The organism is Streptomyces sp. NPDC029044 (genome assembly GCF_040637495.1).
Classification (GTDB): domain Bacteria; phylum Actinomycetota; class Actinomycetes; order Streptomycetales; family Streptomycetaceae; genus Streptomyces.
In genome coordinates this window covers 35,372-56,823 of sequence record NZ_JBEZWN010000012.1, presented here as the reverse complement: position 1 = coordinate 56,823, position 21,452 = coordinate 35,372, and the positions used below count along the sequence as shown (strand labels likewise).

Annotated in this window: 18 protein-coding genes and 1 pseudogene; 7 read left to right on the top strand and 12 right to left on the bottom strand. The window is 74.3% G+C overall.

Annotation, left to right across the window (positions count from 1 at the left end):
* Window positions 1–16: 16 nt before the first annotated feature.
* The 4 genes from AB0E85_RS13400 to AB0E85_RS13385 all read right to left on the bottom strand — a co-directional run bounded on the left by AB0E85_RS13400 (window position 17) and on the right by AB0E85_RS13385 (window position 4,248).
* Window positions 17–808 carry a GAF and ANTAR domain-containing protein gene (locus AB0E85_RS13400; protein WP_361925693.1) on the bottom strand — a complete coding sequence of 264 codons (792 nt, stop codon included), beginning with the start codon at window positions 806–808 and terminating at the stop codon, window positions 17–19.
* Window positions 809–998: 190 nt separating this feature from the next.
* Window positions 999–1,829, bottom strand: coding sequence for a TIGR03943 family protein (locus tag AB0E85_RS13395; RefSeq protein WP_361925907.1), 831 nt, complete (start codon window positions 1,827–1,829; stop codon window positions 999–1,001).
* A complete protein-coding gene (locus tag AB0E85_RS13390) occupies window positions 1,826–2,833 on the bottom strand; it encodes a permease (RefSeq protein WP_361925691.1) in 1,008 nt (335 codons plus the stop codon). The genes AB0E85_RS13395 and AB0E85_RS13390 overlap by 4 nt, the downstream gene beginning before the upstream one ends.
* Before the next feature lie 71 nt (window positions 2,834–2,904).
* Complete coding sequence (locus AB0E85_RS13385) at window positions 2,905–4,248, bottom strand: tetratricopeptide repeat protein (RefSeq protein ID WP_361925689.1); 1,344 nt, start codon at window positions 4,246–4,248, stop codon at window positions 2,905–2,907.
* 134 nt (window positions 4,249–4,382) lie between these two features.
* Here AB0E85_RS13385 and AB0E85_RS13380 point away from each other — a divergent pair, with 134 nt between their 5' ends.
* Window positions 4,383–4,529: a hypothetical protein gene (locus tag AB0E85_RS13380; RefSeq protein ID WP_361925917.1), complete on the top strand. Its 147-nt coding sequence runs from the start codon at window positions 4,383–4,385 to the stop codon at window positions 4,527–4,529.
* Between the two features lie 41 nt (window positions 4,530–4,570).
* On the opposite strand, the gene AB0E85_RS13375 is transcribed toward AB0E85_RS13380, so the two are convergent.
* The 5 genes from AB0E85_RS13375 to AB0E85_RS13355 form a co-directional block, all read right to left on the bottom strand.
* Window positions 4,571–5,974, bottom strand: coding sequence for an extracellular solute-binding protein (locus AB0E85_RS13375; protein ID WP_361925687.1), 1,404 nt, complete (start codon window positions 5,972–5,974; stop codon window positions 4,571–4,573).
* Window positions 5,974–8,502, bottom strand: coding sequence for a substrate-binding domain-containing protein (locus AB0E85_RS13370; protein WP_361925685.1), 2,529 nt, complete (start codon window positions 8,500–8,502; stop codon window positions 5,974–5,976). Before AB0E85_RS13370 ends, AB0E85_RS13375 begins: the two co-directional genes overlap by 1 nt.
* Window positions 8,503–8,506: 4 nt before the next feature.
* On the bottom strand, window positions 8,507–8,842 hold the full coding sequence (locus AB0E85_RS13365) for a hypothetical protein (protein ID WP_361925683.1): 336 nt from the start codon (window positions 8,840–8,842) through the stop codon (window positions 8,507–8,509).
* Window positions 8,843–8,965: 123 nt separating this feature from the next.
* Window positions 8,966–10,027, bottom strand: coding sequence for a hypothetical protein (locus tag AB0E85_RS13360; RefSeq protein WP_361925681.1), 1,062 nt, complete (start codon window positions 10,025–10,027; stop codon window positions 8,966–8,968).
* A 65-nt stretch (window positions 10,028–10,092) separates the two neighbouring features.
* The gene (locus AB0E85_RS13355; RefSeq protein WP_361925679.1) at window positions 10,093–11,313 is read right to left on the bottom strand and encodes a PP2C family protein-serine/threonine phosphatase; all 1,221 of its coding nucleotides are present in this window, start codon (window positions 11,311–11,313) and stop codon (window positions 10,093–10,095) included.
* Between the two features lie 121 nt (window positions 11,314–11,434).
* Between AB0E85_RS13355 and AB0E85_RS13350 the strand changes: the two genes are divergently transcribed.
* Window positions 11,435–11,875, top strand: coding sequence for a hypothetical protein (locus AB0E85_RS13350; RefSeq protein ID WP_361925677.1), 441 nt, complete (start codon window positions 11,435–11,437; stop codon window positions 11,873–11,875).
* Between the two features lie 149 nt (window positions 11,876–12,024).
* Window positions 12,025–12,993 carry a hypothetical protein gene (locus AB0E85_RS13345; RefSeq protein ID WP_361925675.1) on the top strand — a complete coding sequence of 323 codons (969 nt, stop codon included), beginning with the start codon at window positions 12,025–12,027 and terminating at the stop codon, window positions 12,991–12,993.
* Here AB0E85_RS13345 and AB0E85_RS13340 read toward each other — a convergent pair.
* Entirely contained in the window at window positions 12,890–14,236 is a 1,347-nt protein-coding gene (locus AB0E85_RS13340) for a PLP-dependent aminotransferase family protein (protein WP_361925673.1), read from the bottom strand. The two genes, AB0E85_RS13345 and AB0E85_RS13340, sit on opposite strands and share 104 nt — an antisense overlap.
* A gap of 79 nt (window positions 14,237–14,315) precedes the next feature.
* Between AB0E85_RS13340 and AB0E85_RS13335 the strand changes: the two genes are divergently transcribed.
* Window positions 14,316–15,125, top strand: coding sequence for an alpha/beta hydrolase (locus tag AB0E85_RS13335; RefSeq protein WP_361925671.1), 810 nt, complete (start codon window positions 14,316–14,318; stop codon window positions 15,123–15,125).
* Between the two features lie 58 nt (window positions 15,126–15,183).
* On the top strand, window positions 15,184–16,185 hold the full coding sequence (locus tag AB0E85_RS13330) for an endonuclease/exonuclease/phosphatase family protein (protein ID WP_361925669.1): 1,002 nt from the start codon (window positions 15,184–15,186) through the stop codon (window positions 16,183–16,185).
* Window positions 16,186–16,265: 80 nt separating this feature from the next.
* Here the strand turns inward: AB0E85_RS13330 and snpA are convergent, their stop codons facing one another.
* Complete coding sequence (gene snpA, locus AB0E85_RS13325) at window positions 16,266–16,943, bottom strand: snapalysin (RefSeq protein WP_361925667.1); 678 nt, start codon at window positions 16,941–16,943, stop codon at window positions 16,266–16,268.
* A gap of 173 nt (window positions 16,944–17,116) precedes the next feature.
* Between snpA and AB0E85_RS13320 the strand changes: the two genes are divergently transcribed.
* Window positions 17,117–18,076, top strand: a complete 960-nt coding sequence (locus AB0E85_RS13320) for a LysR family transcriptional regulator (RefSeq protein ID WP_361925665.1) — start codon at window positions 17,117–17,119, stop codon at window positions 18,074–18,076.
* A gap of 148 nt (window positions 18,077–18,224) precedes the next feature.
* On the opposite strand, the gene AB0E85_RS13315 is transcribed toward AB0E85_RS13320, so the two are convergent.
* Entirely contained in the window at window positions 18,225–20,321 is a 2,097-nt protein-coding gene (locus AB0E85_RS13315; RefSeq protein ID WP_361925663.1) for a PhoX family protein, read from the bottom strand.
* A 279-nt stretch (window positions 20,322–20,600) separates the two neighbouring features.
* Here AB0E85_RS13315 and AB0E85_RS13310 point away from each other — a divergent pair.
* Window positions 20,601–21,452 (top strand): annotated as a pseudogene (locus AB0E85_RS13310) (Toxic cation resistance protein); the annotation flags it as partial.

Below are 21,452 nucleotides of genomic sequence, written 5' to 3'. Positions count from 1 at the left end.
CCCCGGGCCCCGGGCGTCACGACCGGTCGAAGCGCGTGCGGTGGGCGATCACGTCCCGGGCCACGTCCAGGGCCGTGCGCCCGTGCGCGAAGGCGTCCGCCCGCAGGCGGGCGAGCGCGTCGTCCGCGCCCACGCCGAGCTGCGCCATGATCATGCCGACGGCCCGGTAGACCTCGTCGTGGTCGGTGGCCAGGCCGCTCAGCCAGTCCTCCCCGTCCGGAGTCTCGGGCTCGTCCCCGTGCGGCAGGGCCATCAGGGCCACGGTCATCACCCCGGCCACGATCCGGGCCACGTGCAGCTGGCCCTCGGTGAGCCCGCCCGGCCGGTCGCGGTAGAGGTCGAGCGTGCCGACGCACACCGTGCCGCTGCCCAAGGGCATCGCGTACACCGCCCGCACCCCGGCCTCCGTCGCCTGTTGGGCGAAGACCGGCCAGCGTCCCGCGTCCCGGCCCGAGGTCAGGTCGCAGGCGAGTACCGGCGCGCCGTCCTCCAGGGCGCTCTGGCAGGGACCGTCGCCCAGCGTCGCCTGGATCTGGGCCAGGTGCGCGGCCTGCGTACTGCTCGCGCTCAGCTGCACGGGCATGCCCTCGCTGCGCAGGGACACGCTGGCGCCGGTCACCGGCAGCAGTTGCACCGCCACCTCGCACAGCCGCCCCGGGATCTCTCCGGGCTCGGCGCCCCGCACGCCTCGGGCGATCACGTCGGCGGCCCGGGCTCCGTCCGGGTCCGGGTCACCGCCTCCGGTGCGGCTGGGACCCGGATCGCCGTCGGGGGCACCTCCCGGATCGTCCCTGGGCCGCACGACCACCGCCTCCTTCGCACCGCGGCTTGCGCCATCACCGTTTCCGGGGCGCCCCGCCGGCAAGACGGCCGGCCCTCGTGCGGCCGGGTCCCCGCACCCGCCCGGACCGCGCCTCCGGGCCTCCCGGAGGTGCCCCGACTACCCGTGGCGGAAAGGCCGAAACCCCTGGGAGGGCGCCCTTCGCAGGGGTGCGGCCTCAGCGTTTCTCGTACGGGCTGTCCGGCTGCGGCACCTGACGGACGGAGCGGGCGTCGACGACCGGTGGCCAGGCGGCGTCCGAACCGAGCCCGCCCTCGGGGTGCCACGTACCGGTGACCGTCACCCACGTGTCGACCGGCGGGGCCTGCGCACCGCGCACCTCGGCCCTGGCGGCCGTGACGTCGGCGGCGCAGCAGGAGACCAGGAGGCGGGTGACGTACCAGGTGCCGTCGCCGCCGCGGGTGACGAACCCGGTGAGCCGGACCGTACGGCCCTGAAGGGAGCGGCCGCTGTCGTAGACCGCCCGGGAGCCGAACTCCCCGAGGGTGAGGTCGACCGGGTTCCCGGACGGCAGGGCCGGGAAGGTGCCGACGCCCCGGGCGGCACGCTGCGCCGCCTCGCGCTCCGCGCTGTAGGAGCCGAGCGCGGGCGGCGGGAACAGCAGGAGGGCCAGGGCGGGGAGCGTGAGGAACCAGGCGACCCGGGGCCCGCCGGGGCCGTGACCGTGCCCCGCGTGGCCTTCGTCGTCCCCGTCTGCGTGCCCTGCGTGGCCGTCGTCGTCCCCGTCTCCGTGCCCCGCGCGGCCGTCCTCGTCCCCGTCTCCGTGCCCCGCGCGGCCGTCCTCGTCCCCGTGTCCGTGCTCCTCCTCCGCCCCGTTCCCCGCCACCGCCACCGCCACGCCCAGGAGCACCAGCACCGCCCCGGACACCACCAGGTACGGCCGCAGCCCCGCCTGGACGTAGCGCAGATACAGGTCGCTGAAGAGCGACACCCTGAGGATCGCCGCGCCCACGAGCGCGAGCAGCACGGCCGGTCCGCGGCGCCTCACAGCAGCCACCACCCCACCAGGACGCTGCTGGTCACGGCGGCCACCCAGGTCGCCGCCGAGAACCGCACCGCGAAGGCCCTGCCGAACGTGCCCGTCTGGAGCGCGATCAGCTTCAGGTCGACCATCGGCCCGACCACCATGAACGCCAGTCGCGCGGTCGGGGAGAATCCGCTCAGCGACGCCGCCACGAACGCGTCGGCCTCGCTGCACACGCACAGCACGACCGCCAGCAGCGCGAGCAGCAGCACCGACAGCCAGGCGGACCCGGTGAACACCTCCAGCAGCGACCGCGGCACGACGATGTCGAAGGTGGCCGCGGCCGCCGCCCCGACGACGAGGAAGCCGCCCGCGTGCAGGAAGTCGTGCTGAAGCCCGGAGACGAAGGCCCGCGGGCCGCCGCCCGGGGTGTGCCCGCCGCTCCGCTTCGGCAGCCGCAGCCACTCCTCCCGCCCGAAGCGGGCCCACAGCCAGCCCATCACCACGGCCGTGCCGAGCGAGGCGAGCAGCCGGCCGAGGACCATCTCCGGCTGCTCCGGGAAGGCGATCGAGGTCGCCACCAGGACGACGGGGTTGATGGCGGGCGCCGACAGCAGGAAGGCCAGCGCGGCCGCCGGTGCGACACCCCGCCGCATCAGGCTTCCCGCCACCGGCACGGACGCGCACTCGCACCCGGGCAGCACGACCCCCGCGGCCCCGGCGACCGGCACGGCGAGCGCCGTGCGGCGGGGCAGCACCCGCTGGAAGACCCGCTCGGGCACGAACGCCCCGATCGCCGCCGACACGAGCGTGCCCAGCAGCAGGAACGGCACGCCCTGCACGGTGATCGCGGTGAACACCGTCCACCAGGCCGCGACCGGCGGGGTGTAGAGGTCGAGCGCCAGCAAGGGCCCGAGCACCGTGGTCACCGTCGCGATGGCGAGCAGCGCGGCACCGCCGAGCACGGCGTACACCAGGGCGCGCAGGCCCAGCCGTATGCCGTCGGCCACCGTTCGTCGATTCTCCACGCGCCCGCCCCGGTCGTTCACATCCCCGGAGGGAGGCTAACCCGCACGGCAGTACGAAGACGCCCACTTCCTCACAGCGGGGGCTGTGCGGGCGCGGGCCCGAGGGTGGTGGTGCCGGGGGCCGTACGGTGCCCGAGGCCCGTCCGGTAGGCGTCCAGGGCCGCCTCCACCCGCCCGGTCCGCCGCAGCAGGTCGCCCAGCAGCCGGCACAGGTCGGCCAGGTCACCCGCGGCACCGGCCCGCTCCAGCAGGCTCAGGGCCCGCACGTAGTGCTCCTCGGCCTCCTCCGTGCGGCGGGCGTCCTCGGCGATGATGCCGAGCAGCCGGTGTGCCGCGGCGGAGTGGACGGCGCCGCGCTCGGGGGACAGGTGCCCGAGGACGTCGTGCAGCAGGGCCGCCGCCTCGTCGGACCTGCCGCGCCGGTGCAGCACGTCGGCCAGCTCGACGGCGACCTGGCTGCTGTAGAGGGCGGCGCGTTTGGCCGACAGCATGCCGAGGGCCTCCCGCAGCTCGGCCTCCGCCCGCTCCAGCTGCCCGTCCTGGGCGTAGACATAGCCGCGCATCCAGTGGCAGTTGGCCAGTTCGGTGCGGATCTGCAGACCCCGGTACAGCTCGGCCGCCTTGGCCAGGGAGGCGTCGGCCTCGGCGAGACGGCCCTCGGCGACCAGGGTGCGGGCGACGGACCGGTGCATGCGGGCGACCAGGGCGGGGTCGCCGGACTGCGGGGCGAGGGCCAGGGCGACCTCGGCGGCCTGGGCGGCCCGGGCGTGCGCGCCCATGTCCATGTACGGGCCGATGGCACTGGCGTAGAGCAGCAGCAGGGCGTCCGGGTCGTGCAGACCGCCGCGGTTCAGTTCGTCGAGGGCGCTCTCCAGCAGGTAGACGGCGTAGCGGAGTTCGCCGGCGAGGTAGTGCGCCACGGCCCGGCCGCGCAGGGCCGGGACCCGGGCGGGCAGCGGCGCGCCGGCCAGGCACTCCTCGGCCCGCTCGAAGTACTGCCGGCCCGCCACCAGCTCGCCCGTCTCCAGGGCGCACTCGCCGAGGCCGAGCAGGGCGGCGGACCGCTCCGCGGCCAGGCCGCGCGTCTCCGCCTCGGCGAGCAGCCCGGCGTACTGCCCGGCCGCCGCCTCCGTCTCACCGACGGCGAGGGTCCGCTGCGCCTCGGTCAGCCGCAGCCGCAGCTCGGTCACGAGCCGCGCCGAGTGGCCGCCGGCCAGCTCGTCGAAGGCGACGCCGAGCCGGTCCGCGAGATGCCGCAGGGCGTCGTCGGAGGGGCGTACCCGGCCCGACTCCAGGGTGGAGATGTAGGCCGGTGTGTACACGGGCTCCGCCAACTGGCGCTGGGTCAGCCCGCGTTCCACACGCAACCGCTGCACCCGGCGCCCGATGGTCCCGGGATCGTCACGCTCCCCCACGCCAACTCCCCTTGCCCCTCTTGCCGTTCGACCTGGACTGCCCCTAGGTTAAACGGAGTGTTAAGCCGGATTGTTGAACTCGTTTAACACGTTGCCGCCGTAGTCACCGCCCCAGTTGCGAGGTCGCCGTGCCGATGCGCACACGCACCGCCGAGCGGTACGCCCGAGGCTTCACCGCCGCACTCGTCGCCGTGGCGACCCTGCTGCTCGCGGCGAACGCGGGTCCGGCGAGGGCCGAGACCCCGGAGCCGGCCCAGCGGACGGTGGCCGACTCGCGCTGAGCGCGACGGCGGGGCCGGCCCCGTCTCCGGCCGTCACCGGGTCAGCCGGGCAGAACCTCGCGCAACGCCTCGTCAAGGTTCTTCGCCACCTCCGCGTCCCTGGGCGGCCGGGAGCGGTACAGGGCGCCCAGTTCGGTGATGAGGGTCTGGGTGACGGCGCCGTACAGCGGTGTGCGGGGGCGCTGCACCGCCTCGCTCAGGGAGGGCAGCAGGATGTCGCGGGAGTAGCTGACGCCGCCGGCGAGCCCGTCGGGTGCCCTGACCTCGGCGCTCTCGCCGGTGGGGGACGCCGAGGGGCCCGTGGAGTAGACGGAGGCGTGCCGGCACTCGGGGGTGCCGCCGGGATTCTGGTAGGCGGAGGTGCGGGTCGCGGCGAACCCGGCGCGCAGCAGGCAGCGTTCGCTGTCCGGGTCGGTCAGGAACGCGATCAGCTCGGCCGCCTTGGCGGCCCGCTGCTCGGACGTGTTCGAGGTGACGGCCAGGTTCTGCCCGCCGAGCACCGCCTTGCCGGGCAGCCGGGCCACACCGAGCTCCTCCTTGAACGTCTCGTACAGGGCCGGGTAGACGTACGGCCAGTGCCGCAGGAACGTCGTGCGGCCCTCCGCGAAGGCGCTGAGCGACTCGGCCTCGCGGGACCCGGAGGCCTCGTCGAGCAGGTACGTCGGTGACTGCGTGCGCTCCCGCAGTTCGGTCACCCCGGCCGTCAACTGTGCCTCGTCGGCGGTGTACCGGCCGTCCCCGTCGGTGAGCGCGAAGTCCGGGACGGCAGAGGCGAACGCCTCGATCGCGTTGACCGTACGGCCCTCGTAGGCGGCGAGCTGCGTGGTCCACCCCGCCTTGTAGTTCTCGGGCTTCGTGGAGTCGAGGTTGACGGCGTCGATCAGGTCCCGCAGGTCGGCCCAGGTCGCTGCCCGGCCCGGTTCCGTCTGGGAGGCTCCGGCCTCCCGCAGGTGGTCCTTGCGGTAGTACAGCAGGCCCACATCGCTGTTGAAAGGGACCGCGTACCGCTTCCCGTCCCAGAACGACGTCCGGTCGACGGCCTCGATGATGTCGCCGGGCGCCTTCACCGCCGCCCCGGTCAGCGGGCGGACCAGGCCGGCCTCGGCGAACTCCGGGATCCAGGTCACGTCCAGGTTCACCACGTCGTACTCGGCGCTGCCCGACTGGAGCGCGCCGAGCAGCTGGCTGCGCTGCTGGTCGGCGGAGCCGGGGAGCTCCACCAGCCGCGCGCGGTAGCCGCCTTCGCCCTCCCTGGCGTTCCAGGCGTCGATCAGCTGCTGGCGGATGCCGTTCTTGCCGGTCACGTCCTGCCCGCTGGCCACCACGATCCGGGGCGGGTCGGCGGCGCCCTGCGGCTGCTCCGGCGGCGTGTCCCTGCCGGTGCAGGAGGTGAGCGCGAGCAGGGACAGCAGCGACAGCGCGGCGGCCGTCAGGCGACGGGCCATCATTCCTCCCCCATTCCGGTGCGGGCGACCTCGTCGTGCAGGGCGGGCACGAGGTCGTCGCCGGTGTCGAGGCAGCGGCCCCGGCCGGCCTCGGCGATGCGCGGGGCGGGGCTGTCCCGGTCGCAGCCCGCACTGCTCAGGGACACCATGGCCACCGGGACGCCCGCACCGCCGGCCCGGTCGAGGACCTCCTTGAGGGCCTTCCCGGTCAGACGGCCGTCGTCCTCGCCGTCGGTGAGGTACACGATCAGCTGCGGCCGGTCGTCGCCGCTGCCGCGCTCCCGCATGAACGCCAGGGCGTCCAGCAGCGCGCCGGGCGGATCGGCCTCCGCGTCCCGCACCTCGGCGGCGTCCAGGGCGGCTTCGGCCTCACGGCGCCCGTGCGTGCCGAATTCCAGCAGCTCGGTGTGCGTACGGTCGCCGGTGCCGTGCACCGCCCACACCCCGTACTCGTCCTTGCGGCCGAGTCCGGGCAGGGTTTGCTTGAGGATGCCCGGGCCGCCGCTGGGGCCGTCCCACCTGCCGGCCATGGAACCGGAGCTGTCGAGGAGGTACAGCACCCGTCCGGGTCCGTGCGCGTTGCCGTACTTCTCCAGCGTCTCGTTCATCGTCGTGGGGTCGGCTGCCCTGGCCGGGCGCACGGACTCGGTGACGCCCTCGGGTGCCGATGCCTCGTCGAGCAGGCCGCGTTCACCCGTCGGGGACCTGAAGCCGTGCTCGCCGAGCAGCGTCCGGCCGTCCTCCCCGGTCAGCCAGGAGTGGAAGCGGTCCACCGCGTCGTCCCGCGCGGCGGCGTCCCGGTCGCCGTCCTCCCAGCGCACGCGCACGAACGCCGGTTCCAGACCGGGCACGTCGTCGGGGTAGGCGGCCACGCGCTCGGCGCGGGTTGCCGGGTGACAGCCGGTGCCGCTCTTCAACAGGAACTCCGGGACCAGCGCCGCGCCGCGGTCGTCCACGGCGTCGCCGCGGCCGGGCAGCGCGCACAGCAGCCGCACGGCCGAGGGCTCGGGCCGCTCGGTCCGGGCGAGGCTCCGCTCGGCACGGCGCGCGTCGTCGCCGTACAGGCCCGTCGTCGCCAGCAGCGCCGCGTCGGTGAACTCCGGGTCGGGCCGGTGCAGTTCCACCGCGCCGTCGGCTTCTTCGAGGGCGGCGAGCAGCTTGGACAGCGACTGCCCGGTGGGTTCGAGGCCGGCGCCCAGGGCCTTCGGCACGGCCAGCACGACCGGCGAGTACGCGATCGGATCGGGCTCCGGTTCCAGCAGGGCGAAGATCCGGTCCTCCTCGGCCGCGGCCTCGGTGACCCGGTCGACGTCGGCGCCGGTGGCGGGGATCCACACGTCCGGCTGCGGGCCGATGTCCCGCTGCGGGTTGTCGTCCTCCCGGGGCTGCTGCCAGGCGTCGGTCCGCTCACCCAGGGCGTTCACCACCGCCGCGGAGCCCGCGCTGTTGACGGTGATGCCGCTGCGCCGGCAGCCCTCGCCGGTGGTGTTGGCGTCCGAGGTGACGTAGTCGTCGGCCGCCGCCCGCACGGCCGGCTCCAGGTCGGGGTCGACGAGGACGCGCAGTTCCAGGGCCGGTGCGCAGGGTCCGGAGTCGCCGGTCAGGGCCAGGATGCCGTAGCCGCCGGCGCCGGTGGCGAGCACGGCGAGCAGAGCCGCCAGCCCGGTACGGCCAAACCGGGCGAAGGCCTTGCGGGCGCGGGCGACCAGGCGCCGGAGCCCCGCGAACCAGCCGCCGTGCACGGTCTCGGTCCTCTGCACCACGACCCTCGGCCCCGCCGCGAGCAGCACGTCCGCGTCCTGATTCCACGGGGGAGCGAGCGCCTGCGGCCGCTGCGAGTCGTCGTCCTCCGCCCGGTAGTCAGCCGCCGCCATCCGCTCCTTCACCGCGGTGTACAGCCCGGAGAGCCACACCTCGCCGCCCTCGTCCAGGACGTGCGTGACTTCGCGGGTGAAGGGTGTCGCCGTGTCGGCGTCCCCGCCCAGGATGCAGCGGTTGGGCTGCACGCTCATCAGCAGCAGGATCTTGTGCTTCTTGCGCTTCGGATCGTCGAAGCGGTGCCAGATCCCCGCCGCGTTGCCGGCGTAGCAGCAGTCGAGGATCACCACCACCTGCTCGGCGTTGCTCTCGGCGAGCTCGCCGAGCACCTCGCTGAAGCGCACCGAGCCGGGCAGCCCGTTGCCCGTGAGCACCCGCGCGGTGCGCATCTGGAGGTGCAGTTCGCTGCCGGAGGTGGAGGTGACGGCGTGCCCGGCGAAGTAGAACAGCAGCAGCCCTCTGGCCTCATGGCAGACGCGGCGCAACTCGCGCGTGAAGTCGTCCGGGGCCGGTGAGGCCAGGGCCCGCACCTCGCCGGCGCCGAAGACCCCGCCCCGGCGCAGCGCGTCCTCGAGTCCCGTCCTGTTGTGCCGCACGGCCGGGAGCTGACCGCTCACGCCCTGGGGGTGGTCCGACGCCGTGTGGTCGTACTCGGACACACCGGCCAGCAGCGCCCGGTTCACCTTGCCGCGCGGGTCGAAGCGGCTCACCGGCCTACTCCCCGTCGGGGTCCAGTGGGCGGATCCGCGGCTCGGGATCGCCGCCCTGGAGCCTGCTCCGGTTGTTCGTCCAGGTCTTCACCGCGCGGGCGGTGTACTCGGTCAGGGCCGCGACCGTGACGACGTCACCGAGGATCGTCAGCACGAGTTCCAGGTCGGGCCCGAGCCGCCCCGGGGCCCCGTCCGTGCCGGACCGTTCGTCGATGCGCAACTGCCGCCCGGAGAGCAGCGCCTCCAGCGGCTCTTCGCGCTCCAGCCACGTCTTCAGAGCTCTGAGGTCATCCGCGGTCGCGTTGCCGCCCAGCCGGACGCGCACGCCTAAGACAGCCACTTGGTCCCCCTCTGTCATACCCGACATCATGACACCGGGTCAGGCTCGGCGGCAGACCTGTGACGTGACCTGCGAAAGCGGTTGCACGCCCCCTTCACGCCATGCGCACACGGCGTACGCGGCTCAGCCCTGGGTCTGCAACTGCCTCAGCTGGCGCTGCACATGGTCCAGCGCGCCTTCGCGCCGCCCGGGTACGCGCCCGCGCAACGCGGCGAGCGCGGCGCCCAGCTCGCGGGCGGGGGCGGTGTCGCGGACCTGGCCCCACTGGTGGTGCGCCCGGTCCACGGCGGCCTCGACGGCGGGGGCGTCCGGGGCCTGCCCGGCGTTCAGGCGGGCGGTGGCGATCATCAGCCAGGTGCGGCAGCTGCGGGCGGCGTCCCCGGCGAACATCGCCAGGTCGGCCCGCACCTCGGCCCAGTGCAGGGCCTCTTCGGACGCGGGTCCGTGCGCGGCGACGGCCAGCTGCTCGTGCCGGGCGGCGAGCGCGTCGGCTTCCGTGTGCCGGCCGGACTGGACGGCGGCGGTGATGGCGGCGTGCGGATCCCCGCCCGCCGGGCCCGACGTGCTCAGCACCAGGTCCGTGCCCGCGCTCTCCGGAGCGATCCGGGTCAGCGCCTGCTGGTGCAACTGCTCGGCCGGCGGCCGGATTCCGCTGCGCAGGATCGTCGCGACGGCCTTCATGTACGCCGGCTGCGCGACCGTGCGTCTGGACGGCGGTGGCGCGATGCGGCCGTGCACGGCGTTGCCCCGCCCCGAGTCCAGCGGGGTGCTCCGCAGCAGCTCCCAGGTCTCGGCGTCGGCGTGCAGGTCGAGCAGGAGGGTCGTGGCACCCGCGGGCCTGAGCCGCAGCTCCTCCCGGAACCAGTGCCACGGGAAGGCGGTGTAGCGGGCCGTGGAGGCGGTGGTGCGGGCCAGCGCGAGGTGCGGCAGGCGCTGGCGGCGGTCGAGCTGGAGCTGGCCGGTGACGTACACGGTGAGCGGGCCGGGGGCCGCGGCGGCGGCGCGCAGCCGGGTGAGGACGGCCTGCGGCTCCAGCGGGTCGGCGAGTTCGACGACGTTCGCGGTGTCGGTGCCGGACAGCACCGCGGGCGCCACGGCGGCGAGGACGGGGAGCACGGAGGCGGCGTCCACCAGGCGCCCCTTGCCCACCGGCGAGGCCGCCAGCAGCAGCACGGTTCCGGGCATGGCCCCACCCCCTGTGTCGATCACGTACGCCAGCACCGTAACCGCTGCGGCTGCAAAGGAGGGTCTCAGGACCGCAAACGTCCGCCTTCGGGGGCTTCGCCCCCCGCTCCGGGGTGGGTGGAAGCCCTGCGGACGGCGAACACGGTCGTGTCGTCGGCGAGGTGCCCGCCGCCGTGCCGCAGTGTGCCGTCCCGTACGAACGCGGCCAGGCGGGCGGGTTCGGCGATACCCGGGTCCTCGGCGACGGCCCGGGACACCTCGTCGGCGAGCGGGTAGAAGGCCCCGGTGCCGTCCCGGGCCTCGGTCACGCCGTCGGTCACCAGCAGCACCGTCTCGTCGCCGGAGACCCGCCACCGCCGGGTCCCGGGCGGCCCCGGCACCAGCTCCCGGCAGCCGAGCGGCAGTCCGGCCCCGGCCGACAGCGTGCGCACCCCGCCGGGCCCGACGGCCAGCGGCGGCTCGTGCCCGAACAGCAGGACGTCGACCTCCTGCTGCTCGTCGTCGGGGAAGGCGAGCAGGACGGCCGTGGCGAACCGGTCGCCGTCCGAGCGGCCCAGGGCGACGGTGTGCCCGCGGTGCCGGATCATCCGCGTCTCCAGCCGCTCGGCCACGGTCGCCAGGTCCGCCTCGTGGTAGGCGGCCTCACGGAACGTGCCGAGCAGCGCGGCCGCCGCCTCCACCGCGCCCAGGCCCTTGCCCTGCACGTCGCCGACGAGGACGCGGGTGCCGTGCGGGCCGGGCTGGATGTCGTAGAAGTCGCCGCCGACGCGGGCGTGGGCGTCGGCGGTGAGGTAGACACCGGCGTGGTCGAGGCCGCCCCAGCCCGGCGGCAGCGGGCGCAGCACGGTACGGCGGATGGTGTCGGTGACGTCCCCCATGTGCAGCGCGCGGTGCTCGTCGCGCACCCGGATCGCGCAGGCCAGGACGGCGAGGATGCCGCCCAGGGCGACGAGGACGAAGTCGCCGCGGCCGGCCCGGTACTCGTGCGGCCAGGCGCTGTCGGCGACGACGTACGTCACCAGGGAGACGACCGCGAACAGGATCGTGCCCCACACCCCGCAGAGCGCGGCCGCGATCCCCGGCACGAGCACGATCCAGGAGATCATGCGGAACTCGCCGATGGTGTGGTAGTCGGCCACCGCGATGGCGACGAGCAGCAGCAGCGGCGGCACCCACGCCACGCTGCGGCCGCGCACCCGCAGCAGTTCCTGCCGCCGCACGACGTCCCGGCCCCCGGCCCGGGCGTGCCGGACGAGCGGGCCCTGCCCCCTGCCGTGGCGGCTCACGGCCCCAGCGAAGCACGGGGCCGCACCGGCCGCATCCCGTTCCGGCCGTTCCGCCGACTTGCCACCGGCTGCCCGCCGGTGTGCCCTGGTTCCAGGGGCAGGGACAGAGAGGAGAGCTGTCATGGCTCATGCGGCACCCGCCTCACGCAGGATGATCACGCAGCGCCGTAGGCCCGACGTGTTCGGCCCGCGGGTCCACGCCGCCGTGAAGGTCGGCCTGCCCGTGGTGCTCGGACTGGTCTACGGCTTCTGGGCCGCGGCCAACCAGCGTCACGGCGGGCCCATCACCGGCTGGAACCTGCTGTTCGGCTTCGTCACGGCGCTCGTGTTCGCCGTGTTGTTCGCCGCCGTGTGCGCGCTGGCCCCTCGGCTGCCTCGCGAGCTGCACGCGCTGTGCTGGTTCGTCTTCTCGGGCTGCGCGGTCGGCTTCCTCTACAGCCAGACCGGTGCCTCCGTGTTCAGCTCCAGCGGCCTCGGGCTGCTGGTGGGGGCGGCCGTCCTCGCCATGGTGTTCTACCGCTACTACACGCACGAGGACGCCGCGGGACGGCGGATCGGCTGACGGGGACCGGGACACCCGTTCGGGCGAGTCCGCCGAAGGGCCCGGGACGGCCGTTTCTCGCAGGTGGAGTGCGCTGCGGCGCGGCCGTCGGGCGACCGGACGCCGCCGCAGCGCTCGCGGGCCGGGCCCCGGGCGCCTTGCCTGGAAGCGTGTCCGAGCGCGACCGGGCGCCCGTAGCCGAGAAGGCGCCCCGACGATCACGGAACGTCCTGTCGGCCGTTCTGCTCAGCCTGGCGTGCCTGCTGGTGCCGTTCGGGGCACTGGCGTCCTGGGCGGCCCACGGGCTCACCGACACCGGCCGCTGGGTCCGGACGACGGCACCGCTCGCCGCCGACCCGGACGTGCGGGGCGCGGTCGCCAAGGCCGTCGGGGACGGCGTCCTGCGGGAGGCCGCGCCCGCGGCCGGTTCCGGTCCGCTGCGCGGGGACATCGGCCCGTTCGTGCACGACGCGGCGCGCTCCTTCACCCGCACCGAGGCCTACCGCACCGCCTGGGAGGCGGCGAACCGGGCCGTGCACGACGCGGTGCTGCGCGCCCTGCGCGACGACCGCGCGCGCGGAGCCCCGGTCACCGTCGACGCCGCACCCGTCATCGCCCGGGTCAAACAGCAACTCTCCGACGACCACGTGCCGTTCGCGCACCGCATCCCGGTCACGCACACGCGGATCCCGGTGCTGCCGGCCGAGGACGTGGACCGACTGCGCAAGGGGTACCACGTGCTGGACATCGCCGCCTTCTGGCTGCCGCCGGCCGCCGCCGTCCTCGCGGTCGGCGGGATCGCCGTCGCCGTGTGCCGCCGCCGCGCGGTCACCGCTCTCGCCCTGGGCACGGCCCTGGGCGGGGCGCTGCTGGTCCTCGCCGTCGCGATCGGCCGCCGCCTCACCCTCGCCGATCTGCCCGACGCGCTCCACCGCCCGGCCGCGGGCGCGGTCTACGACGCGCTGACGGCCTCCCTGCGCACGGTGTCGTGGCTGCTGTGTCTGCTGGGCCTGGCAGTGGCCGCCGGTGCCTGGCTCACGGGCCGGTACGGTCCCCGGCTCTTCGCGCGGCGACGTGGGCGAGGGTCCGCAGTGCCCGTCGCAGATCCGGTTCCGGCGCCGACGCGAGCCCGAGCCTGACGGCGTCGGGCGTGTGCCCGGGGGCGACGGCGAAGGCGGGGCCGGGCGTGACGGCGATGCCGTGCGCGGCGGCGGCGGCCGTGAAGGTGTCCGCGCGCCACGGGGCGGGCAGCTCCCACCAGGCGAAACAGGAGGCCGGGTCGGACCGCACGGTGAAGCCCGCGAGTTCCTCGGCGAGGATCCGCTGCCGCCGTGCCGCGTCCGTACGCTTGGCCGCCACCAGCCGCGCCACCGTCCCCTCCCCGGTCCACCGCACGGCCGCCTCCAGCGCGAACCGCCCCGCGCTCCACCCGCCCGACCGCACGGCGTCGCCCACCGCGGCGACCCGGTGCGGCGGCACGACGAGGAACCCGGCGGTGAGCCCCGGGGCGACCCGCTTGGAGAGCCCGTCGACGACGTGGGTGAGGGCCGGGGCGTGCACGGCGAGCGGATCACCGGGCTCCCGGAGGAAGGACCAGATGCGGTCCTCCACGACCGGCAGGTTCAGGTCGTGGACCAGCTGGGCGAGTTGCAGCAGCCGCGGCCTGCTCGTCGTCCGGGACGTCGGGTTGTGCAGCGTCGGCTGCACGTAGAGGGCGGACAGCGGCGCCGAGCGGTGCGCGGCCGCCACGGCCTCCGGGAGCAGCCCGGCCGCGTCCCCGGCCAGCGGCACCAGGGTGATGCCGAGCCGCACCGCGATCTCCTTGACCAGCGGATACGTCAGCTGCTCCACCCCGACCCGGCCGCCCGGCCGGACCAGGGAGGCCAGGACGGCGGCGATGGCCTGCCGGGCGTTGCCGGTGAACAGCAGCCGCTCCGGGGCCGGGCGCCAGCCCGGGGTGGTGAGCAGCGTGGCCGCGGCCTCCCGGGCGGCCGCGGTGCCGGTGACGGCGGCCGGTAACAGCGCTTCGGCCAGCACGTCGGGGCGCAGCAGCGGCGCCAGGACGGGGGCGAGCAGCTCCGGCTGGCCGGGCGCGACGGGGTAGTTGAGCTCCAGGTTCACGGGCGCGGCGGCCGGACCGGGCTCGGTGAGCGCCTGCCCCGCCGGGCCGTCCGGTGCGGCCCGTACGAAGGTGCCGCGCCCGACCTCCCCGACGACCAGTCCCCGTCGCACCAGTTCGCCGTAGACCCGCCCGGCCGTGGACGGGGCGATGCCCCGTCGGCGTGCGAACGCCCGCTGGGGCGGCAGCCGTTGGCCGGGTCGCAGCCGGCCGGTGGCGATGTCGTCGGCGATGCGGTCGGCGATGCGCCGGTAGTCACTCATCAGCCGGTCTCCCTCTTGGATTGCACCGAGAGCAAAGATCTTATTGCACCGAGTAGTTGGGCGGCCTAGGGTCGACGTCATGGCACCCTTCCTCGCATACGAGGACAAAGGGACCGATACGCATCGGGTTCCCCTGGTCCTCGTCCACGGCCACCCCTTCGACCGCACGATGTGGGCCCCGCAGCTCGCGAGCTTCCCGGGTACCCGCCGCGTCATCGCCCCCGACCTGCGCGGCTACGGCGCCTCCCCCACGACCCCGGCCGTCAGGGACTTCTCGGAGTTCGCCCGGGACGTCGAGGCCCTGCTGGACGAGCTGAACGTGGAGTCGTTCGTCCTCGCGGGGCTGTCGATGGGCGGGCAGATCGTCATGGACTGCTACCGCCTGTTCCCCGAGCGCGTCCGCGGCCTGGTCCTCGCGGACACCTTCCCGGCGGCGGAGACCCCCGAGGGCGTGCGCACCCGCGACGCCATGGCGGACCGGCTCCTCGCCGAGGGCATGCGCGGTTACGCCGACGAGGTCCTGGAGCGGATGGTCGCCCCGTACGCGTCCGCCGAGGTCAAGGCGCACGTCCACGGCATGATGACCGCCACCGCCCCCGAGGGCGCCGCCGCGGCCCTGCGCGCCCGCGCCCGGCGCCCCGACTACGGCCCCCTGCTGTCGCGCGTCCACGTCCCGGCCCTGGTCGTCGTGGGAGCCGACGACACCTTCACGCCCGTCTCCGACGCCCTGGCCCTGCACGCGGCCCTCCCCGACGCGGAACTGCACATCGTCGACGGCGCGGCCCACATGCCCAACCTGGAACGCCCGGACGTGTTCGACCGGGCGCTGGAGGAGTTGCTGGCCCGCGTCGATGCCCGGCAACCTTCCCCCGCCCCACCCCGTCCTTGAGGGAGGATTCGCCCGTGAGGGAGGATTCGGGCATCCCCTGCGAACGGAAGGCCGGGCCTTGGACACCGCCGCTGCCGAGTGGACCGCCAGGGACGACGGGCCGGAGCACCGTCCGCCCGGACGGCGGCTCGGCGCCTGGTGTGCCGCCCTGCTGTTCGCCGGAGTGAGCGTGGTCCTCGCCTTCCGGGCCGCCGACAGCGACGGCATCACCCCCGTCCCGCAGCTCCTCGCCTTCCTGCCCTGGCTGCTCGCGCCCACCGCCGTGGCGCTGCTGCTCACGCTGCTGTCCCGCTGGTGGCCGGGGACGGTCTGGGGCGTCGTCCTGCTCGGCCTGCTGGCCTGGTTCATCGAGCCGTACGGCAAGGTCGGCGATCCCGTGGGCCGTCCGGTCGCCGACCTGCGCGTGCTGACCTCGAACGTCGAGTTCGGCCAGGGCACCGCCTCCCTCGTCACCGCCGTCCGCCGCGAGAAACCCGACGTGGTCTTCGTGGAGGAGTGCGACTACGAGTGCGACGCGCTGCTCAAGCGGGACCTCTCGACGGACTACCCGCACCGCCGGGCCGTGGAGGGCGGCGGCTCCGAGGGCTCCGTCATCCTCAGCCGCTTCCCGCTCCGGCCCACCGGGGGCGTACCCGGCACGATGGGCATGCCCGGGGCGGTCGCCGACGTGGACGGGCACGCCGTCCGGCTCCAGCTCGCCCACCCGATGCCTCCGCTGCCCGGGCAGGTGGACCTCTGGCACCGGGAGCTCTCCGCCCTGCGCGAGGCGGCCACCGCCGACCCCGGCACCCCCCTCGTCCTGGCCGGAGACTTCAACGCGTCCCAGGACCACGCGGCCTTCCGCCGCATCCTCGACACGGGCCTGCGCGACGCCTCCCGGCTGGACGGAGCCGACCGAACGGCCACCTGGCCGGCCCGGACGGCACCCACCCTCGGCGTGCAGATCGACCATGTGCTGGTCTCGGAGGACTTCGGCGCGAGCCGCACCCGCATCCTGGACCTCGCCGACACCGACCACCGGGCGGTCGTCACGGACCTGACGCTCCACGAGGACCGCTGACCGGGCCCGGCCGGCACATGGCGCGGACACGGATACGGCCGCCCCGCACCAGCGGGACGGCCGTATCCGCATGGGGTCTGTCAACGGGCCGACTTCTCCAGGGCCTTGTCCATCGCCGCCGCCAGGCCGCCTGCCCACAGCCGGTCGACCCGGGCCCGCTCCGCCGCGTTCGGGTTGGCGTTCGTGCAGGACGGGCCGGGCCCGCCACCGGACATCAGCTCACTGCACGGCCCCGAGTAGTGGTCGGGCAGGCCGAGGACGTGACCCGTCTCGTGAGCGGTGACCCGCGTCGAGTCGTACTGCTGGTTCTGCCGGTAGTCCAGGAAGATGTAGCCGTTGCCCCGCCCGTCGGTGGAGGCGTACGAGCCGCGGGAGTCGTTGCCCTCCCGGTAGCTGAAGTCGGCCGTCGACGCGGAGCCCGACTGGAGCTTCACGTTCGACACCGAGCTGTTCCATATCTGGGTGCTGCGCGCTATCTGCGTCCTGAACGTGGGCGCGCGGGAGGCGTCGTAGACGACCGTGACGGCCGCGGCGGCGCTCGGGTTCTCGGCGCGCTTCTCGGCGACGGACGCGAGGACGGCCTGGAAGAAGGCTCTGCTCGCGTCGGCGTCGGCGGACCGGGAGGAGGTGGCCGACGGGGCGACGAACCCGGCGTGCGGCTCGGCGACCGGGGCCGCCGCGGCGGGAACCGCCGTGCCGAGACCGGCCGTCACGAGGCCGAGACCGAGAACCGCCAGGGCGGACGTGGACTTTCGCATCGAGAACTCCTCGGGTGGGGGTTGAGTCTCACCGGTGAGTTTCGATGCCTGTGCGGCGCCTGTGATGATGGCAACCAGGGATAGGAAGACGCTATCGGCTGCCCAGTTCACCTGGTTTAGCGATGGATTATGTGGCTGGTTAACACCGCGATTCCGCCTTAGCCTCACAGGGCATGGAGCTCGAGGTGAGGCACCTCCGCGCGCTGTGCGCCATAGCCGACACCGGCAGTCTGCACCGCGCCGCCCGGCAACTGGGCGTCGCCCAGCCGTCGTTGAGCACACAACTGCGCCGTATCGAGCAGGAGCTGGGCGGCGTGCTCTTCCTGCGCTCCCACACCGGCTGCCGCCCCACCCCGCTGGGCCGCCTCGTGCTGAGCCGCGCCCGTCCGCTGATGGCCGAGCTGCACCTGCTGGTCACCGAGGCGAGGGCGGCGGCGTCCGGCGGCACCGAGCTGCGCATCGGCTCGACGGCGAGCAAGGCCCTGGCGGGCTGGCTGCGCCGGCTGCGCGCCCATGGCCGAAACCCCAGCCTGCACATGAACGTCTCTCCCAACGCCCTGCTCCGCATGGTCGCCGACGGCCAGCTCGACGTCGCCTTCGTGCACGAGGTGGAGGGCTGCCCGCTGCGCATCCCGGCCGAACTCCGGCTGCGCGTCCTGGTCGAGCGCGAGCCGCAGTGCGTGTCGCTGCCCGTCGACCACCCGGCGGCCGTGAATCAGGAGGTGGACCTGGCCGACCTGGCCGGCGACCGCTGGATGATCGACCCCACGGTCGACGGCGAATGGGACGCCGTCCAGCGGATGTTCCGCGCCGCCCGCGTCAGCCCGCACGTCCTGCACGGCGACTACCACACGGCCGACGCCCTGGTCGCGACCGGCGAGGTCGTCACCGTCTGCCAGCCGACCCGCGCCCCCCGCCCCGACATGGCGGTACGCCGCCTCAAGGGCGACCCGCTCGGCGTACGGCTGCTCGCCGCGGCCCGGACGGAGACCGACCTGGACGGCGTCTACCCGGCGCTGGAGGAGGCGTACGGGGAGGTGGCGCGGCAGGCACCGGCGTACCGGGAATGGCGGGACCCGGAACGGCCGACGCCCGGAGCCCCTCTCAGGCCCTCGAGCCCCGCCCTCCCCTGAACACTTGCCGCCGGGCGGCTGCCGCCGGGCGGCTTCCGCCGGGCGGCTTCCGCCGGGCCGCTGCTGCCGAGTTGCTGCCGCCGGGTGGCTGCGGCCGGGTTGCTGCCGCCGGGCCGCTGCCGCCGGGTCGCTGCCGTCTGTGGTCGGGTCAGACGCCGATGTCGCACCCGTCGGCACGCCACACGGCCACGACGGCCGGACGGACATACGTCCCGGGCCCGTCGGGCCAAGTGCTGGCGGGCTTCTCCACGGACGCCCCGTCGATCTCGCCCGGGTGCTGCACGGCGACCAGGACACGCCGGTCCTGGATGATCGGGCCGCAGGTCTCGGCGCCCTTCGGCACGGTCAGGAACTGCTTGAGCTCACCGCGCCGCTCACCCCGGGTCGCCACACCGAACAGGCCGTCGTGCGAGCCGAGCTGGGCGCCGTCGGTGGAGATCCACAGGTTGCCGTAGGGGTCGAAGGCGACGTTGTCCGGGCAGGAGATCTGGCTGACGGCGTCCTTCGGGAACCCGGCGAAGTAGGTCGCCGGGTCGTCCGGGTCACCGGCGACCAGGAACAACGACCAGGCGAAGCGGGTGCTCTCGGGCCGGTTCCAGCGCTCGGTGAGCTCCAGCACGTGCCCGTGCTTGTTGGCGTTGCGCGGGTTGGCCTCGTCCGCCTTGGCGTTGGAGCCGACGCCCCGGTTGCTGTTGTTGGTGAGGGCGACGTACACCTTGCCGGTCACCGGGTTGGGCTCGATGTCCTCGGGCCGGTCCATCTTGGTGGCGCCCACCTTGTCACCGGCGAGCCGCGTGAAGACGAACACTTCCTCGGCGCTCATCCCGTCCACGTGCGAGACGGCGCCCTGCGCGGTGGCGGTGGCCAGCGGGATCCACTCGCCGCTCCCGTCGAACTCGCCGTCCTTCGGCAGCTTGCCCGTGCCGTCGATCTCGACGGCGGGGGAGTCGCCGGTGAGCTTGGCGACGTACAGCGTGCCCTCGTCGAGGAGGGAGAGGTTGTGCTCGCGCACGGACCTGCTGCTGCCGTGCCTCATCCGCTTGCTGCCGACGAACTTGTAGAAGTAATCGAAGCGCTCGTCGTCACCGGAGTACACGACCGGACGGCCGTCGTGGGTGAGCCGCACGGTCGCGGCCTCGTGCTTGAACCGGCCGAGAGCGGTGTGCTTGCGGGGCGTGGAGGTGGGGTCGTACGGATCGAACTCCACGACGTACCCGAACCGGTGCACCTCGTTCGGCTCCCGGGCGACGTCGAACCGCTTGTCGAACCGCTCCCACTTCCGCTCGCTCGCCCCGGTCCCGATCCCGTACCGCTTGTCGGTCGTCCGGCTGCTGTTGGCGAAGTACTGGTTGAAGTTCTCCTCGCCGTGCAGGGTCGTGCCCCACGGGGTGACACCGCCGGAGCAGTTGTTGAGGGTGCCGAGCACCTTGGTGCCGGTCGGGTCGGCAGAGGTCTTGACGAGCTCGGACCCGGCGACGGGCCCGGTGAGGCGGAACTCGGTGGTGGCGGTGACGCGCCGGTTCAGCTCATGCCGGGAGACTGCGGTGAGCCTGCCGCTCTTGCGGTCGCCCTCCACCACCACGGCGGACAGCCCGTGCGCCGCCCAGGCGATCTCGGCCTGCTCGCGGGTCGGGTTCGCGGCGTCGTAGCCGCGGAACATCAGGATCTCGTCGGTGTACTCGTGGTTGGCGACGAGCAGCTGCCGGTTGCGCTCCCCGGGCAGCGGGAGCAGGGCGAGGAAGTCGCAGTTGTACCCGAACTGCCCGGCCTGCGCCTTCGCGGTCTGCTTCTCCGGGTCGAAGGCGGGCGCACCGCGCAGGATGGGCTCGCCCCAGCGGATCACGACGTTCTGCCGGTAGCCGTCCGGCACGGTCACCGCGTCGGCGGTGTTGGGCGCGACGGGCGCGAAGCGCAGCCCGCGCGCGCCCTTGTGTTTGCGCCGGGCTGCCTCGGAGGCGGCAGCGGCGGACGGGGCGCCCCCGGCCGGGGCGGCGGCGGCCCGCGGAGCCTGCGCGACACCGGCGGCACCCGCTCCCGCGGCGGCCACGGTCACCACGGCCGCGGCCCGCATCATCGACCTGCGGCCGATCGCACCGGCGATCACGTCACCGACGTACTCGTTGGAGCTGGTGTTGGGCACCTCGTGGAAGCAGGCGTCACCACACCGGAAACGACAGGTCATGGCGGACCGGCCGCCGGGGTGCGAACCGGACGGCGTTCCGATCAACGGCAGCAGCTTGCGCACTTTGCTCTCTCCTTGGATGCCCTTGGTGTCAGCGTGACCGTAGGGGCACATATGCGCGAGAGCCGGGCGCCCTGGTGAACAACGGATGAACCCCCGGCCGCCGTACGGGGGTTGCGACGATGCAGACCGGCGGCACCCGCACCGACCGGATGTCCCCCTTGACAAGGTGGAACTGGCACAACAGACCCTGCCCAAGATCACACAGGAGGGCCGCTAACCTTACGTGTCCGTCCTGGCCAGGGATTGACGGCTTCAACTCACGCGAAGGGTTGCGCGCACATGGGCATTCTCACTCGGTTGCGGAACGCGTTCGGTCGGTCCCGCAAGTCACGGACCGCCGAGGCGGAGGGTGCGGCGCCGACGACGACCGCCGGTGAGACGAGCGGGGCCGATGGCCTGACCAGCGAGGACACCGTGGCACCGGCGTCGTCCCCCGCCACGGACCCGAAGGTCCCGTCCCCCTCCCCGGAACCGAACCCCACGCCTTCGGCCAGCGTTCCCGAGCCCCGCACGCCGGACTCGGACTCCGGGGAACACGACCTCGTCTCGGCGGCCTTCGACCATGTGACGGTCCCGAGGCCGACCCGATCGGCGGAGAGCGAGCGGGGCGCTGCGGAGGAGCCGACCCCTGCCGAGGAACCTGCCGGTTCCGAAAAGGCGGTCGCGCAGGACGCGGCACGCGCCGAGGACCCGGCCGGCGCCGAGAAGCCGGCCGCTGCCGAGGAGCCGGCCCGTACCGAAAAGGCGGTCGCGCAGGACCCGGCACGCGCCGAGGACCCGGCCGGCGCCGAGAAGCCGACTGCTGCCGAAGAGCCGACTGCGGTCGAGGAGCCGACTGTGGTGGAGGAGCCGGAGGCGGCGGAGTCTGCCGTGGCGGAGCAGGCCGCGGATGCGGAAGCTGCTCCGGCGCAGACGCCGGTCGCCGAGGAGCCGGAGTCGGCGACGCCGGAGAAGCCCGAGGCCGGCCCGGCCGACGAGAAGCAGGCCGAGCCCGCGGCGAAGACGGACGCGAAGGCGGAAGCCGGGTCCGAAGCACCGGCGAAGACGGACGCGAAGGCGGAAGCCGGGTCCGAAGCACCGGCGAAGACGGACGCGAAGGCGGAAGCCGGGTCCGAAGCACCGGCGAAGACG